Here is a 16,268-nt window from a genome sequence, read left to right as displayed (position 1 = left end):
CCCTATCGGGGTGCGTGGCAGAAACCGCCAGGCACCCCGATGTCGTTGGGGAGCATGCGGTCGTCGTCGCCACTCCAGTGTGCACACACGATGGTGCGTTCCGCGAACGCGCCCAGCAGATCATTCAGCAGCGCCTGCACGATCACCTGCGTCGCATGCTCGAGCGCCGCGTACATCGCCGGAAGGCGCGGGACCAGGCGTAGCACGCCGGGCACCGGTTCGCTGCGGTCGAGCGCCGGCCGCGCCACGTCATCGAGAAAGAGCGGCGTCTCCACATAGAGCACGTCGCAGGTGCGGGCGAGACGCGAGAAAATCTCCTGGGGCCGCTCCCAGGCTGCATCCCAGCGCACCGGGCTGTGCACCAGAAAAGTTCCCGCAGTGGCAAGGTCGTCACATCGCATCGTCATGGGCTCTCCTGCGTCGGAGGAATCACACCAAACGGGAGAATGCGCACAGAATTGGTGCCCCGCCGTGACGCAGCGCAGTGATGTGTTTGGCACCGTGCTGGAAACCACACGAAGTGACAGTGCATTCCAGGAACGGCACGCGGATTGCCATTGAAAGAGTCGGCGAAGGTCGACTGATCGACGCAGATCAACACTTAATGCCGGAGCGAAGACATGGCTCGTGAACAGCATACCCGATATCCGAATCGCGAGCAGTATCGCGGTGAAGACTATAACAACCAGCGCTACCAGCAGGGTCGGGAGCGCGATGCGTGGTATGGCGCCGAAGAGGCGCGCATGCGTGACGACCGCCACTGGCAGCAGGGTCCGGATGACTGGAACTCGCCTTATTCTTCACGCCAATCAATGGATGAGGGCATGTACAATGATCGTCCCTCATCTCGTGATCGCGGCGAGACGTATCGCAGCCGCGGCAACGCGGAATGGGAGCCGTACGATCGCGGCCCGTCGCGCTATCGCAACGGCGTGAGCAACCAGGCCGATGGATACGGTCAGGATCAGGACCGCTACCAGGGTGGACGCACCGTAGCGCCCACGAACGGCTACAACCGTGGTCAGAATGGTCCGTACAACGGTCAGTATGCGGACCGCTCCAACGGCTACGGCGATACCCGCAGTGACAACTACGGCGGTGGCGGCTACAACGGCGGCGCCAATGCCGACCGGGGCCGCAACGGATACAGCGCCCGCCAGCAGGAGAACGACCACCGCACCGACGCGCCGTACTACGGGTCCGAGTTCATCCAGGACATGGAGCGCGGCCGCAGCGACTCACGCTATGCGCAGCGGGGGGACGGCTTCGACTCACAGTCGAACTTCAGCGGTCGTGGCCCGAAGGGTTGGAAGCGCTCCGACGAACGCATCCAGGAAGAACTCAACGAGCAGCTCGAACGCCACTCGGCAATCGATGCGAGCGAGATCGAAGTGAAGGTGCAGAGCGGAGAAGTTACGCTGTCCGGCACGACATCCGACCGCCGCATGAAGCGGATGGCGGAAGACATCGCTGAGAATGTGGCCGGCGTGCGCGAAGTGCAGAACCAGATTCGGTTGCAGCGCGCAGATGGCGCCAATGGGTCGGCCGATCGTAAGCAGCAGTCGGACGATTCCAAGCAGGCCAAGCAGCGCACCGGTATGACGAGCTGATAGGCAGGAACCGATTGGCCAGTCGCTGATCGGAGTAGTGCGAGAGCCGGAACGGGCCGCGTGGTCGGGTATCGGTGTCGCGATGCCCTGCCAGGCGGCTCGTAGCCGTTTGAGCATCGCGTTGCTCACGCGCGGGATGGCTATGCAGCCGTCACGTTGCCACCGAGCAGCGTCAGCACTTCGCCAGTGATGTAGCTCGAGTCAGCCGCCGACGCGAAGAACACAAAGGCTGGTGCAATCTCTTCAGGTTGGGCTGGGCGCCCCATGGGGGTCTTCATGCCGTGGCGTCCCGCTTCCTTTGCAGGCTTGTCGGCCACATTGAGTGGAGTCCACACGGGTCCGGGCGCTACGCAATTAACACGAATACCACGATGGACCAGATTCCGCGCGAGCGACTTGGTGAACGCATGAATGGCGCCCTTGGTGGCCGCGTAGTCCAGCAAGTCTTCACTGCCTTCCAGACCGGTAATCGATCCTGTGTTGATGATCGCCCCTCCGCGTGGCAGGTGCGGCAGTGCCGCCCGTGTGAGGTAGAAACTGCCAAGGATATTCGTGTTGATCGTGCGATCGAGTTGTTCGTCGGAAATGTCTTCGAGTGAATCCTGGCGATGTTGCCATGCCGCATTGTTCACCAGGATGTCCACGGCGCCGAAGGTATCCACGACATGCGCGACGGCGCGGCGACAGAATGCCGGATCGCGAATGTCGCCGGCCAGGGCGAGCGCTTCACCGCCGGCGTCCCGAATGTGCTGCAGCGTCTCGGCGGCATCCTCACGTTCCTCCTCCAGATGGAGAAACGCGACGTTGGCACCCTCACGCGCGAAAAGCACGCCAACCGACCGTCCAATGCCAGAGTCGCCCCCACTGATGAGCGCCACCCGCCCCTTGAGCTTGTCGGCCGCACGGTATTCCGCGCCCTCGAAATTCGGGCGTGGCTCCATACGGGCTTCGAGTCCCGGGCGCTTTTGGTGTTGCGCGGGAAAGGGTGGTTTGGGTTCTTGGGGTTCTTTGGGCATGCCGGCTCCGTGATAGAGAGGGGCTGGAGCGGCATGCGATGTGCCATGTGGTGTGACGCAAGTGATCTGAGTCGTGCAGTGGCGGGCCCAGCGACAGCCATGAAACGGAGCGATGTCACGACGAACGGAAGTTTCATGTCACAGCGCACATAATGCGCTCCGTCACTGTGCTGTTTCCGCGCGGTGCTTATACTGTCACAACACGGGTGCCGACGGCGGTGCCACGAATATCTGAGCAGGAGACTGACGATGACCGACATGGGCCGACGCTGGTTCATGCAGTGCTGGGGTGCGATGCGGGACTGGTTGTCCACGCATCGGGCTGAATCGATCGCGCATTGGCCGCGCCAGCGGGACTGGTAGCAGGCACCCGCGCGCCCGCTGCGGGCGCGTCGCGCACACGCACCACCCCCACGCTGGTAGGTGCGAGCGAGGTTGGCTAACATTGCCGGACGGGCCCACTCGTGTGTATGCCGATGGGAGAGGAGTCCGCTGTTGACGACCAACCGCTAGCCCACCGCTCATGCATATCGAGTTCTCCGGCGCTGCCCAGGAAGTCACGGGCTCCTGCCACATTCTCCGCGTAGGAAACCGCACGGTTCTCTTGGACTGCGGCATGTTTCAGGGCAAGCGCAGCGAGTCGCGCGAGAAGAATGCGCGATTGCCGGTGCCCGTGGATGAGATCGATGCCATTGTGCTCTCTCACGCCCACATCGATCATGCCGGTCGCCTGCCCTACCTCGTCGCGCAGGGCTACAAGAACAGCATCTGGGCCACGTCGGCCACGCGCGACCTCTGCGCGATCATGCTCGCCGACTCCGCGCACATCCAGGAAAAGGACGCCGAATTTCTGGCGCGCCACCGCGATGAAATCGTCGAGCCGATGTACCGCGTCGAGGACGCCACGCGTACGCTCGAACGCATGATCGGCATGCCGTACTACAAATGGTTCGACGTCACCGACGGCGTGCGGGCCATGTACACCGACGCCGGACACATCCTCGGCAGCGCCTCCGTCACGCTGGAGCTTCGTGAGGGAGACACCTTCCGTCGCCTCGTGTTTTCCGGCGACGTGGGACGCAGCGGCCTGGCCATCATCCGCGATCCTCAGCCGCCCACCACGGGCGCTGATGTGATCATCTGCGAGAGCACGTACGGCGATCGCGATCATGAATCGGTCGAGGGCGCACGCGAGCAACTGGCGCGCGTGGTCCGTGAGACGGCGGCGCGTGGCGGCCGCGTGATCATTCCCTCGTTTGCGGTGGGACGCACGCAGGAGCTCGTGTACGACCTGCATGGACTTCGCCGCGAGGGGAAGATTCCCGCCATTCCCATCTTCATCGACTCGCCGCTCGCCACCGATGCGACATCGGTGTTTGCCATGCACCCCGAAGTGTTCGATCACAGCGAAGATCTCGTGCGGCGCACCAAGGATCTGTTCGACTTCCCCATGGTGACGTTCACGCGGGACGTGGCGGAATCGAAGCGACTGAACAGCCTGCATGGACCCATGGTGGTGATCGCCGCGTCGGGTATGGCCGAATCGGGGCGCATCCTGCACCACCTGCGCAACGGGGCGAGCGACCCACGCAACACCATTCTCATCGTGGGATTCCAGGCCGAGCATACGCTGGGCCGCCGCATCGTCGAACGGCGCGACGTACTCCGCATCTTCGGCGAAGAGGTGCCGCTGGGGGCGCAGGTGGAGGTGCTGCAGGGCTACAGCGCCCATGCCGATCGCGGAGAGCTGCACCGCTGGCTGCAGTCGGTGCGCGCATCGGGTGCGGCTGACGGGCGCGACCATCCGCATGTGTGTCTGGTACACGGTGAAGCGCCGGCGCAGGAGAGTTTTGCCGAACGGCTGCGCGCCGACGGGTTTCATGTCGACATTCCGGCGCCAGGGACGACTGTGTCACTCTGAGACGGCGCTCGCGCGACGTGGTCCAGTACCGAAAGCAGGGGGACTGAATAGTTTGGCCGCATGGCCCGCGTGCGCCGATTCTCCTACAAGCAACTGATCGCCAGTATCCTGGTCGGCGCCTTCATGGGGTGGCTGGTCTGTCTTGGCGCGATCGTGTACTGGTCGCGCGGCAGCGACGAGGGATCGGCCGACGCCATCGTGGTATTGGGCGCCGCGCAGTATGGAGGCCGACCGTCCCCCGTGCTGAGAGCACGTCTCGATCACGCACTGGGGCTCTGGCGCAGTGAACGCGCACCATGGGTGGTGTTGACGGGAGGCCGCCGCCCGGGCGACCAGATCAGCGAAGCCGCGGCCGGTCGGCGCTATCTCGTGCGCCGTGGCGTGCCCAACCAGACGGTGCGGCTCGAGCAGGTGGGACGTACGTCACTCGCGTCGATGCAGGGTGCGTCGAACCTGTTGCACGCGTTGCGTGATTCGCTCGCCGCGGCGCCACGGGGGACGGGACAGAATGCGCGTGCGCCGCTGGCGGATCGGCCACGGGTGCTGCTCGTGAGCGACCCGTTTCACATGCTGCGATTGGATCTGCTGGCGCGACTGCATGGCTTGCAGCCGATGACGTCACCCACGCGCACCAGTCCCATTTCCGCCAATCGCGCGGTGCTCGAGTACATGGTGCGGGAATCCATTGCTCTGCCGGCCGATGTCGCGCTGATGTTGTGGCTCAAGGCCACTGGGCGCGAGATGGTGGAGCGCTGACACCAACACCACGCAGAGACCGACTGGCCTCCGCCGAGCCTCCACGTGGTGCGGGATGTCACTCAGCGACGACTCACCGGCTGCGTAGCGAAGCGCGCACCAGCACCGGTGTGCCCGCCGGCGAGACTTCGAACAACGGGAGGTCTGCGATGTCGTTGCCCAGCGAGACCACATCGCTCTCGACGAACGGGAACGCGTAGCGCAGCTGTGCGGTGATGGAGTACGGGTCGGCCGCGCTGAGATTGACGACGTAGCCCAGGTCCTGCAGTGAGCCCACGGTGAGTCGGCTGAGCGGGTTGGTCACGTTGCGATTGAGGAAGCCCGTCATCAGTTCGCGCGTCAGCACCGATTCACGCCAGTGGCTGTCACGCGTTCCCGCAGCGCCCGTGTTCTCCACCGGCACCGCGTTGCCACTGTATGCGAGGGTGCTGATGGCGGCGAACTGCGCCCGACCCGTGGTGCCCTGGAAATACGGATCGTCGCCGCCACTACCCACGAGCAGCGTACGCTGGAAGTTCCAGAGCGTGCCGATGCCGAGCACATGCCCCATCTCGTGCAGGATGACCTCGGTCAGGCTGCCGTTGGCGATGAGCGAGGCCATGTCGTCTTCATCGAATTCCATGATGCCGACGGCCGACAATCGCGAGCCGGTATTCACAAAACACGGCCCGGCCTGACCAAGAATCTTGCCGGGGCCGTCGATGGGTGTGATGCGCGCGAAGATCACGACATCGTTCACGACTTCGTTCATCGCCGGCATCCAGGTGGTGCAGCTGCCCGCCGCGACGGTGACGCGCGTGTTGTGCATGTCTCCGGCAATGATCTGACGCCACTTCGCGGCAGCATTCGTGAAGGCGCTGCGCACCACTGTACTGCCGCCCTCGCCGATGAATCGCACGTCGATGTCATACAGGGATGTGGTGGCGCGCGCGGTGAACGTGACCGAAACGCCCGGCAGCATCGAACTGGTGGCCACCAGTGTCTGCGTGGGCTCCGCACTCAATGTCCAGCTGCCCACAAAGGCCGCTCCAGTGGCCAAGTCGGTGACAGCCGTGGCGCCGGTGACTGTGCCCGAGTTCGGCCCTGGTGTAAAGCTCACCGGCACGTTGCCCACCGGATTGTTGAAGGCATCCACCGCGCGCACGCCAGGTACGATGGGTACCGGCAATCCCACCACGGCCTGCTGGTTGTCGCCCGCGATCTTGAGCAATCCCACCGCGGGGCCAGCCAGAGCGGTGGCGCCAAACACGGTACCCGGCGTGCCGGTAGCCGACACGCTCAGCACCTGCTGGCCCGCCGTCGTGCCCAGTCGCCACGAACCCACCGTGGCTATGCCAAGCGTGCTGGTCGTCTGTTGCTCGCCGGTGATGCTGCCGCCGCCCAAGGTCACCGCGAACTGTACGACGACATTGGGCACTGGATTGCCATACTGATCCTCGGCGCGCACCGATGGCGGCGCCGTCACCAGCGTATTGACCGTGCCGCTCTGCACCTCGGCGCTGACGCGTGTGAGTTGCACGACGGGGCCGGGGGCCGCGGTGGCGGTGAAAGTCACTGTCGGGACACCATCGGCCAGCGCCTGCAGCGTCTGTGTGCCGGATGTGGTGCCCAGCGTCCACCCGCCCGATGACGCCTCTCCCGAGGCGTTGGTGCGGATGGAGTCATTCACCACCCGCCCACCACCGCTCGCGACACGCCAGCGCACCAGCACATTGCGGATGCCCTTGCCCTTGGCGTCGGTGATGCGCACCGATGGCGCCGCGCCCACTGCGGTGGCCACCGTCGCATTGGCTGTGAGGCTGCCCGTGGGCACCGCTTCGGTGGGCACCTGCGGATCATCGCCGCAAGCGGCCAGCATGGTCAGTGCCGCCACCGACGCCACACCCGCAGCGGTGCGCGCGGAAAGTCGCGTGATCGCACGCACGGTGTGTGCGAGTGTCCCGCCGGCAGCACGCACGGCATTCGGAATGGAGCACAGCGCAAAGCGCATCGCAGATACGGAAAGAGGAGAACCCGGGGTTCCGGGTTGCATGACCGGCCCTGAATATTGACTCATGCACATCCCTGTCGAGAGCTACCGCCTCCCGAACGGCTTGCAGGTGGTACTCTCAGAGGACCACACGGCACCGATCGTCGCGGTCAACTTGTGGTATCACGTCGGCTCGGCGAACGAGCGACTGGAACGCACCGGGTTCGCCCACCTGTTCGAGCACATGCTCTTTCAGGGGTCGGCGAACGTGGAAGCGAACGAACATTTCGAACTCGTGCAGCGTGCGGGCGGCACCCTGAACGGGTCCACCTGGCTCGACCGCACGAACTACTACGAGACTCTGCCGTCCCACCAACTGGCGCTCGCCCTGTGGCTCGAAGCCGACCGCATGGGACGCATGCTGCCTGCGATGACACAGCAGAAGCTCGATACGCAGCGCGATGTGGTGAAGAACGAACGGCGCTGGACGGTGGACAACCAGCCCTACGGGACGTGGTGGGAGCGCTTGCCCGCACTGGTCTTTCCCGAAGGCCATCCGTTCAACCATTCGCTGATCGGCTCGATGGAGCATCTCACCGATGCGTCCCTGGATGACATCGCTGCGTTCTTCAAGCTGTATTACACGCCCGACAATGCCGTGCTGACGGTAGCCGGCGATTTTGATCGCGGTGAGGCGATGCGGTGGATCGCGGAATACTTCGGTGACATTCCGCGTGGCGAGGACCGGCCGCCGCTTCGCGACATGACCCTTCCGCCCGTCTTTGGAGACACGCGGCGGGAAGTTGTACCCGACGCCGTCGCTTTGCCCCGCCTGTTTGTGGCCTGCCGCACACCGGTGTTCGGGACCGATGGCTACTACGCGGCCAGCCTGGCCGCGGCTGTGCTCGGTCTGCGCACCGGGTGCCGTCTCGAACAGTCACTGGTGCGCCGTCAGCGCGTCGCCTCACAGGCCAGCGCCTTCACGTACGACCTCGCCAAGGGCAGTGACATGCTGGTGGTGGATGCCACGGCCCACCCCGGCGTCTCGCCCGAACAACTCGAGGCTGCGGTGCTGGCCGAACTCGATGCCATTCATCGCGATGGCGTGACCGAGGCGGAAATCACCCGCGCCCGTGCGCTCATCGAAACCAGTTTCGTGACCGGCATGCAGTCGGCGGCCGAACGGGCCGACCAGCTCTCCCGGTTTGCCACTTACTTCGGTGACGCATCGCTGGTGAACACCCAGGTCGATCGATATCGCGCGATCACGGCCGCCGATGTATCGGCGTTGGCTCGCGAGCGCTTGGGGCCTGACAATCGGGTCCTGCTCATGTTTGTGCCCGCCGAAGCGAGCGCCGACGAAGCCGAAGTTTTGGTCGAGGCCACGGCATGAGTCAGGAATCCACCAAGCCCGTGCCAGAGCCTGTGTCAGACAACGCACCCGTCGGACCGCCGCGTCCGGGACCCGGAGCGCCGCGAGCGTATCGCTTTCCGGCGTTCGAGACCCGCGTGCTGCCGAACGGTCTGCGCGTCACGGTGGCGCCGGTGCCGGCGTATCCGGTGGTCACCACCCTCGCCGTCATCGAGGCCGGCGCTACGCGCGACCCGCGTGACGAAGAAGGGCTCGCCCGCTTGGCCACGCATGCCCTCACCGAGGGCACCGCTAACATGGACGCGCTGGCTCTGGCCACACGACTCGAAATGCTTGGCACCACGCTCGACACCGGCGCCGACTGGGACTCGGCCATCGCCCAGCTCACCGCACTGTCGACGCGTATCGACGATGCGATGGCGGTATTGGCCGACGTGCTGCGCAACCCGGCATTCCCCGAAGCCGAGCTGGAGCGACTGCGGGCCGAACGTCTGGCCGATCTCGCGCAGCTGCAGGCCGAACCGCGCGGGCTGGCCGACGTGTTCTTTTCGCGTCTGTTGTACGAGCCGGATTCGCGCTTTGCACGATTGGCCGGTGGCGATGAGCGCAGCATCGCGCGCATCACGCGCGAGCATGTGCTGGCGTTCCATGCCCAGTGTTTCCGCCCCGATGCCACGTCGTTGATGATCGTCGGCGACATCGATGTGGAGCATGCGGTGCAACTCGCCACCACGCACTTCGGTGACTGGACCGGCAAGGCGCCGGCAATCGCCGAGCCCTCGGCGGTGCAGCGACATCTCGAGCCGCGTGTGCACCTGGTGCACAAGGCGGGCGCACCGCAGTCGGAGGTGCGCGTGGGACACGTGGCCATTCCGCGTCTGCACGAGGACTATTTCCCCGTCGTCGTGATGAACGCGATCCTGGGCGGACTGTTCTCCTCCCGCCTCAACCTGAACCTGCGCGAAGAGCACGCCTACACCTACGGCGCGCACTCGGCGTTCGATTGGCGGCGCGGCGCGAGCCCGTTCGAGATCTCCACGGCCGTGGAAACCGCCGTCACGGCCGATGCCCTGCGTGAAATCGCGCTGGAGTTCACGCGCATGCGCGAGGCGCCGGTGACGGACGCCGAGCTGTCACTGGCCATCAGCTACCTGGTGGGGGTGTTCCCCATTCGTTTCGAGACGACGGCCGAAGTGGCGGGTGGACTGGCCAACGTGGAAATCTTCCGCCTTCCGCCAACGTACTTCGATACGTATCGCGAGCGCATCGCCGCCGTGACCGCAGACGATGTGCTGCGTGTGGCGCGCGCCCATCTCGACCCGTCGCGCCTGCAGGTCGTGGTGGTCGGCGATGCCGACGCCATCCGCGAGCCGATTGCCGCATTGGCACTCGGACCGATTAGTGTGTACGAGCCCACGGACGACGATGTCGTCACCCCGGTTTGAAGACCGGGACTACCGCCCCCCTGCATCCACCGTCGTGAGTCCAGCCAGGAAGTCCGCCACTCCCGCGAAGCCGCCCAAGTCCGAGCTCTATGAAGTGCGGCGTTCGCGCATTCAGGGACGCGGTGCGTTCGCCGTGAAGCCGATCCGCAAAGGGCAACACATCGACGAGTACTGGGGCGAACGCATCACGCACGACGAAGCGGAACGCCGCTACGACGACACCGAGGGCCGGCACCACACGTTCCTGTTCGTGCTGGACGACAACACCGTGATTGACGCACGTCGCCAGGGCACGGACGCGCGGTTCATCAATCACTCGTGTGATCCGAACTGCGAGACGGAGATCGAGGACGGGCACATCAACATTGCCGCGATCAAGCCGATCAAAGTGGATGAAGAGCTCGTGTACGACTACCGGTTCGAGTGGCAGGACGAGTACGAACCGGAAGACGTGCGGTACTACGCCTGTCGCTGCGGATCGAAGAAGTGCCGCGGGACGATCCTGCGCGTGCCGGTGTACCTGCGCGCCACCGTGCGCGAGTGGCTGGCCGGCAACGACGTGAAGAAGCCCCGCAAGCCGGCGAAGAAGTCCGCCAAGACGGCGAAGAAGAGCGCGAAGAAGGTGGCCAAGAAAGCTGCGAAAAAGGCGGCCAAGAAGGTCGTGAAAAAGACGGTGAAGAAGGCCGCAAAAAAGTCGGCCAAGAAATCCGCGCGCGCGGTGAAGCGGTGAGCAGCGAAGAGACCGGCCCGGTCGGCAAGGTCGGCGGAACGCGCGCCTATACCGGGCGCGTGATTTCCGTCGATCTCGACCAGGTCCGGTTTCCCGATGGCTCCATCGGGTCGCTGGAAATGGTGCGGCATCCGGGTGCGAGCGCCGTGGTACCGGTGATCGGGGAGCTGACCGCTGACCCCACCGTGTTGCTCATCCGGCAGTACCGCTATGCCGCCGAGCAGTACCTGTATGAGATCCCGGCCGGCCGACTCGATCCGGGCGAATCACCGGATCAGTGCGCCCATCGGGAGCTTCAGGAGGAAACGGGGTACACAGCAGAACGGGTGGACCACCTGTTCACGATGTATACGACACCCGGCTTCACCGACGAAAAGATCCACCTGTTTCTGGCGACCGGTCTCACCGAAGGCGAGGCGCACCGTGAAGCGGATGAGTTCGTCGAATTGGCACCGATGCCGCTCTCAGCCGCGATGGGGCTTATTCGGAATGGTGAGATTCAGGACGCCAAAACGGCGCTGGCCCTGTTCTATGCGGCAGAGTTCCGGATCGGCTGAGCCGAAATGACGGTCTTGGTGTCCACTTTCTCGGACGCCAAGCTTGGAAATGGGGACGTTTCCCGATGATCTCTCTCGGAGACAAACTCGACGGTGTCGCCGTAAGTTGTTGACTGGAAACGTGTTAAGTGGAAATGTTCCCAAAAGTTCCCTCGCGGCACGACCCGTGCGATATGGGGTGGTGCGCACCGACCTCGGACCGGGATGTCCACCCGGCAGGACGTGAGCGCCGCGAGCGTGCAGGATCTCAGGCTCGCGTCACCGCAGTTGGAGGACTCGACCCATGGCCTTGGCCGAACTGACTCGTACGCAGCGGACTTCACAGAACACCTCCACCGTGCCTGTGCGCGAACACCTGCGCACGCTCGAAGACGGAGATGTGGTGTCGTCCTTCCTCGCGGGTGAGGAGCGGGCGTTCGAGGAGCTCGTCGACCGTTATCAGGGACGGCTCCTCAACTTTGTGTATCGCACGATCGGTGACCGCGACCGCGCCGAAGATCTGGTGCAGGAAGTGTTCATCCGCGTCTATCGCCACATCGCGCGCTTCGACCGCTCGAAGAAGTTCTCGACGTGGATCTACACCATCGCCTCGAACCTGGCGAAGAACGAGCTGCGCAACCGTTCGCGCAATCCGCTCGTGCTCTTCCAGACGATCAAGGCGAAGTTCGAGGACGAAGATCGTCCCCTGCAGTTCGAGGACGTGCACACGCGCCCCGATGACCTGTTCCGCAAGCGTCACCTGCGGGAGATGGTCGAACAGTCGGTGGGCAAGCTGCCGGCGCATCACCGCGAGGTGTTCGTGCTGCGCGAACTCGAAGGCAAGTCCTACGAGGAAATCGCCGACATCACCGGCGTGAACCTCGGCACCGTGAAGTCGCGCCTCAACCGCGCCCGCACGGCCTTCGCCGAGATCATCGCGCCCATGGTTCGGTAAGAGGAAAGGCGTCTGATTTCTGGAGTGAGCAGGGGGCAGTTGGAGAGGAAGCAGATCAACAGGACCTGATCCTATCGATCTGCACTCTCTCCAACTGCCCCCTGCTCCCTTTTGATATAAAACCGGCGCGCAGCCGCCGGCCCGTTTCTTCAATGCCATGTCATTCGTCCCAGCCAGAGCCGGGACGGGTATTGCCTCCAGGAGTCAGCACGGGGATTTTCCCCGTGCCGGTGCTCGTCGGAACCGTCCGATGGCCCCCCGGGTATCCTCGCATGCAGCCGCCCCACTGCAGCGGGTGCCACCGGTTTTTCCGCAGGACTCCGATCCGTACCGATGGACTGCAAGCAATTTCGCAAACAGCATCTCGCCTACCTCGACAACACCTTGTCGGGAGAGGCGACTTCCGCCGCCCAGCGTCACGTGATGGCCTGTGACCCGTGTGCGGCGCATGACACCATGGTCCGACGCTCACTCATGGTCGCCAGGAGCCTGCCGTCGCTCTCGCCGAGCGACGAGTTCCAGGCTCGGTTGCGCGAGCGGCTCGCCACCTGTCGATCGGCCGATGGTCGATATCCGGCGGGCGATGAACTGGGGCTTCCCCGACCGCGCGCCACCAAGGCCCTGATCGCCGTCGCCGCGAGCGCCGTACTGGGCGTGATCGCGATCCAGAGTTTCCAGGGCGATCGCCCGTCCGAGCTGTCGATGCAGCCGGTGATTGCCTCGCAGCCTTCCCGCCCCGTTCCGCTTTCTGCGGTCCTGCCTGCTCACCACGACGCCTTGAATGGCGCGCCGACGTACGTGACGCCGGCACTCGTGCAGGTGATGGCGACCGGCAACCCGGTGTGGCCCGCCGCCATGATCGTTGAGGATGCGCCGATGCAGTTGGTCAGCGCGCACTTCTCCTTCGAGGTTCGCTAAGGCGCACGTCCCCGCGTGATGCTCCACGAGGGCACCGCGGGGCAATCGGTTTAGATTGCAGGGATGCCGCCACGAGCCGCTGCCCCCAGCAAGGAAGCGTCACCCCTGCGCACCGTGCAGGCGGCCGTTCAATCGCGCCAGTTCGATCCCGTGTACTACCTGCACGGTGATGACGACTACCTGAAGGACGGCGCGATCCGCGATTTGCTCGAAGCGGCCATCGATCCCAGCACACGCGATTTCAATAGCGAAATGCGCCGCGGCGGTGATATCGACGCCGAGACGCTGGGCAGCTTGCTCAATACCCCGCCCATGCTGGCCGAACGCCGCGCGGTGGTGCTGCGCGATGTGAACGCCCTCAAGAAAGCGGCCCGCGCGCAACTCGATCGCTATCTCACGCGACCCGCGTCGGACACGCTGCTGTTGCTGGTGAGTGCAGCCGGTATCAAGGTGGACACAGCGCTGGTCGATGCGTCCACGTCGCTGGCTTTCACGCCGCTCACGCCGGAACGGGTGCGCCGGTGGATTGCGCACCACGCCAGCACGGCGCTCAACGTCGACATCACGGCCGATGCCGCCGAGCTGCTGCAACAAGCCGTGGGCAACGATCTGCACCTGCTCGCGGCAGAACTCGACAAGTGCGCGAGTTATGTGCTGGGCGCACACGACGCAGCGGGTACTGCTGCACCAGCAAGTGCACCAGCAAGTGCACCAGCAAGTGCACCAGCAGGTGAAGACTCCATGCGTGTCACGATCGACATCGATGCGGTGTCGGCAGTAGTGGGTGTACGGCGCGGTGAAACGGTCACCGACCTGCTCGACGCCGTAGCGCGACAGGACGCGGCCACCGCGATCACGCTGGTGGGACACGTGCTCGGCCAGCCCAAGGTGACCGGCGTGCAGATCGTGATGATGCTGAGCACACAGGCGTTTGCCCTGTCGTTTGGTCGCGCGCGCCGTGATGCCGGCATCCCCACCAATCGGCTGCCGCAGGAGTACTTCGCGTTTCTCAAGGAAACCGGCGGCTTTCCCGGCAGGCCCTGGGGCGATGCCGCCTCGGCCTGGACCAAGGTCACGGACAAATGGAGTCGCACGGCGTGTGATCGTGCGCTCCGGTTGTTGCTGGAAGCAGATATGGCACTCAAGGAAACCACGGTATCGAATGCGGAGCAGATCCTGATGTCGCTGATTCTCGGGCTGTGCGCTTCGCACACCTCGTCGCGGAGTGCGGCATGAAGGCCATGCAGACATGGTCCACGTCATCGCCGTTCATGCGGCGAGCCGCTGCACTGTGCATCGCCGGCGCGTTGGCGCTTCCGATGCGCGCGGTGACAGCACAGGCCACGGGCGGCGAAGGGGTGAGCGCCGGGCTGGCGCGCGAAGTCACGCGGGCTCGTGCCCTCATCGAGCAGGGTGACGGTGCGGATGCGCGTACAGTGCTCGATTCGTTGGTGCAGGCCGCACCACTGGCCAGCCTCGACCTCGCCGAAGCATTGTATTGGCGCGCGGTGCTGGCCGAACGCATCTCCGATGCAGAACGCGACTGGAAGCGTCTCGTGATTGAGGCCCCGTTGTCGCCTCGCACGCCCGACGCGCTGCTGCGCCTGGGCGAACTCGACATGCTGCGTGGGCGCCCTGCCGATGCGCGTCCGTATTTCGAGCGCGTGGTGCGGGAGTTCCCCGATAGCACCCGCATTGCGCGTGGCACCATCTGGTTGGTGCGCAGCTACTTCGACGAGAGCGAACTGCCGCGCGGATGTCAGACGCTGCGCGCGTTGCCGGTGGGCAATGTGCCGGAGGGCGAACTCCGCCTGCAGGCGGATGAGCTGCGTCGTCGGTGCACGTCGGTGGTGACGGATGCCGCGACGACGGCGGCGCCGAAGAACACCGCTGTGGCTCCTGCCACCAGGCCGGCGCCGGCTGCGCCGGTGGAGTCCACCACAACTACCGCTGCCGCCGAACCCGAGAAGCCAACGGCAGGCTCGGGACGCTTCAGTGTGCAGCTCGCTGCATTCGACACACGCAAGGAAGCGGAAACCTCCGTGGCACGCCTCAAGCGCGCCGGCGTGGAAGCCCGCATCGATGGCAGTCGGAAGCCGTTCCGCGTGCGTACCGGTCGTTATGCCACGCGCGCCGAGGCCACGGCGGCATTGGCCAAGCTCAAGAAGCAGGGGCAGGGCGGATTCGTCGCGGAGATCAGTCCGTGAGTGGTACGGCAACACCGTTGATGCAGCAGTACCGGGAGATCAAGGCGCGCCATCAGGATGCGATTCTGTTTTTCCGGATGGGCGATTTCTACGAGATGTTCTACGAAGACGCCGAGACGGCGTCGCGTGCGATCGGGCTGACACTCACGTCGCGTAACAACGGTGGCGCGGCTGAAGTGCCGCTGGCCGGCATTCCGGTGAAGGCGGCCGCCGAGTACCTGCGCCGCCTGGTGAGCCAGGGACATCGCGTCGCCATCTGCGAGCAGGTGGAAGACCCGAAGCTCGCCAAGGGCATCGTCAAGCGCGAAGTGGTCGAAACGATCACGCCGGGCGCCGCATTCGCCGATGACCTGCTCGATGGTGCGCGCGCCAACTACGTGTGCGCACTGGCCATGGCACGCGATGTCATGCGTGATGTGCCGCGTGATGCCGTGCCGGTGGGCATCGCCGCTGCAGACCTCAGCACGGGTGAGCTGCGTCTGTTCGGGGCGACCATTGCCGACGCGCCGGCCGTGCTGGCCCGTCTCGCACCACGCGAACTGCTGCTGGTGAAGAACACGGCGCACGCCGAGCTCGCGCCGGTGCTGCGTCAGGCCGAGCAGGCGCTGGTGACCTCTCGTGAAGGGTGGGAGTTCGACGCCCAGCTCGCCGCCGATGACCTCTCTCGTCAGTTCGAGATTCGCAGCCTCGAAGGTTTTGGGCTCGGTGCCGATGATGCGGCCGCGGTGGGCGCTGCCGGTGCGCTGCTGCGCTATCTGCGTGAGCTGCAGCCGGGCGGCCTGCCGCACCTCGCGCGTCCCACGCTGGAGCGTTCGGGTGGTGTGATGCCGCTC

General features: G+C 64.9%; 14 protein-coding genes and 1 pseudogene. 12 read left to right on the top strand and 3 right to left on the bottom strand.

What is annotated here, in order from left to right:
• Positions 1 to 2: 2 nt before the first annotated feature.
• A complete protein-coding gene (locus tag VGE27_RS19330; protein WP_331051317.1) occupies positions 3 to 407 on the bottom strand; it encodes a hypothetical protein in 405 nt (134 codons plus the stop codon).
• A 213-nt stretch (positions 408 to 620) separates the two neighbouring features.
• Here VGE27_RS19330 and VGE27_RS19325 point away from each other — a divergent pair, with 213 nt between their 5' ends.
• On the top strand, positions 621 to 1,610 hold the full coding sequence (locus tag VGE27_RS19325; RefSeq protein ID WP_331051316.1) for a BON domain-containing protein: 990 nt from the start codon (positions 621 to 623) through the stop codon (positions 1,608 to 1,610).
• Positions 1,611 to 1,750: 140 nt separating this feature from the next.
• Here the strand turns inward: VGE27_RS19325 and VGE27_RS19320 are convergent, their stop codons facing one another.
• Complete coding sequence (locus tag VGE27_RS19320) at positions 1,751 to 2,626, bottom strand: SDR family oxidoreductase (RefSeq protein ID WP_331051315.1); 876 nt, start codon at positions 2,624 to 2,626, stop codon at positions 1,751 to 1,753.
• 523 nt (positions 2,627 to 3,149) lie between these two features.
• On the opposite strand from VGE27_RS19320, the gene VGE27_RS19315 reads away from it, so the two are divergent.
• Together VGE27_RS19315 and VGE27_RS19310 are read left to right on the top strand one after the other, a co-directional pair.
• Entirely contained in the window at positions 3,150 to 4,547 is a 1,398-nt protein-coding gene (locus tag VGE27_RS19315; RefSeq protein ID WP_331051314.1) for an MBL fold metallo-hydrolase, read from the top strand.
• Between the two features lie 60 nt (positions 4,548 to 4,607).
• The gene (locus VGE27_RS19310) at positions 4,608 to 5,303 is read left to right on the top strand and encodes a YdcF family protein (RefSeq protein ID WP_331051313.1); all 696 of its coding nucleotides are present in this window, start codon (positions 4,608 to 4,610) and stop codon (positions 5,301 to 5,303) included.
• Between the two features lie 73 nt (positions 5,304 to 5,376).
• Here the strand turns inward: VGE27_RS19310 and VGE27_RS19305 are convergent, their stop codons facing one another.
• On the bottom strand, positions 5,377 to 7,293 hold the full coding sequence (locus VGE27_RS19305; protein WP_331051312.1) for a leishmanolysin-related zinc metalloendopeptidase: 1,917 nt from the start codon (positions 7,291 to 7,293) through the stop codon (positions 5,377 to 5,379).
• Between the two features lie 64 nt (positions 7,294 to 7,357).
• On the opposite strand from VGE27_RS19305, the gene VGE27_RS19300 reads away from it, so the two are divergent.
• The 9 genes and pseudogenes from VGE27_RS19300 to VGE27_RS19260 form a co-directional block, all read left to right on the top strand.
• On the top strand, positions 7,358 to 8,665 hold the full coding sequence (locus VGE27_RS19300; protein ID WP_331051311.1) for a pitrilysin family protein: 1,308 nt from the start codon (positions 7,358 to 7,360) through the stop codon (positions 8,663 to 8,665).
• Entirely contained in the window at positions 8,662 to 10,089 is a 1,428-nt protein-coding gene (locus VGE27_RS19295; protein ID WP_331051310.1) for a pitrilysin family protein, read from the top strand. Before VGE27_RS19300 ends, VGE27_RS19295 begins: the two co-directional genes overlap by 4 nt.
• 34 nt (positions 10,090 to 10,123) lie before the next feature.
• A complete protein-coding gene (locus VGE27_RS19290) occupies positions 10,124 to 10,819 on the top strand; it encodes an SET domain-containing protein (RefSeq protein WP_331051309.1) in 696 nt (231 codons plus the stop codon).
• Entirely contained in the window at positions 10,816 to 11,376 is a 561-nt protein-coding gene (locus VGE27_RS19285) for an NUDIX hydrolase (RefSeq protein ID WP_331051308.1), read from the top strand. The genes VGE27_RS19290 and VGE27_RS19285 overlap by 4 nt, the downstream gene beginning before the upstream one ends.
• 283 nt (positions 11,377 to 11,659) lie before the next feature.
• The gene (locus VGE27_RS19280; RefSeq protein WP_331051307.1) at positions 11,660 to 12,310 is read left to right on the top strand and encodes a sigma-70 family RNA polymerase sigma factor; all 651 of its coding nucleotides are present in this window, start codon (positions 11,660 to 11,662) and stop codon (positions 12,308 to 12,310) included.
• Positions 12,311 to 12,643: 333 nt separating this feature from the next.
• A complete protein-coding gene (locus tag VGE27_RS19275; RefSeq protein WP_331051306.1) occupies positions 12,644 to 13,228 on the top strand; it encodes a zf-HC2 domain-containing protein in 585 nt (194 codons plus the stop codon).
• Between the two features lie 63 nt (positions 13,229 to 13,291).
• Entirely contained in the window at positions 13,292 to 14,464 is a 1,173-nt protein-coding gene (holA, locus tag VGE27_RS19270) for a DNA polymerase III subunit delta (protein ID WP_331051305.1), read from the top strand.
• Positions 14,461 to 15,435 (top strand): SPOR domain-containing protein, encoded by a 975-nt coding sequence (locus VGE27_RS19265; RefSeq protein ID WP_331051304.1) that lies wholly within the window; start codon positions 14,461 to 14,463, stop codon positions 15,433 to 15,435. The genes holA and VGE27_RS19265 overlap by 4 nt, the downstream gene beginning before the upstream one ends.
• A pseudogene (locus VGE27_RS19260) lies at positions 15,432 to 16,268 on the top strand (DNA mismatch repair protein MutS); the annotation flags it as partial. The gene VGE27_RS19265 and the pseudogene VGE27_RS19260, both read left to right, overlap by 4 nt.

Origin of the sequence: Gemmatimonas sp., assembly GCF_036405635.1 — a bacterium.
GTDB lineage: Bacteria > Gemmatimonadota > Gemmatimonadetes > Gemmatimonadales > Gemmatimonadaceae > Gemmatimonas.
The sequence above is the reverse complement of the archived record's forward strand: the minus strand, read 5'-3'. Positions and strand labels throughout refer to the sequence as shown.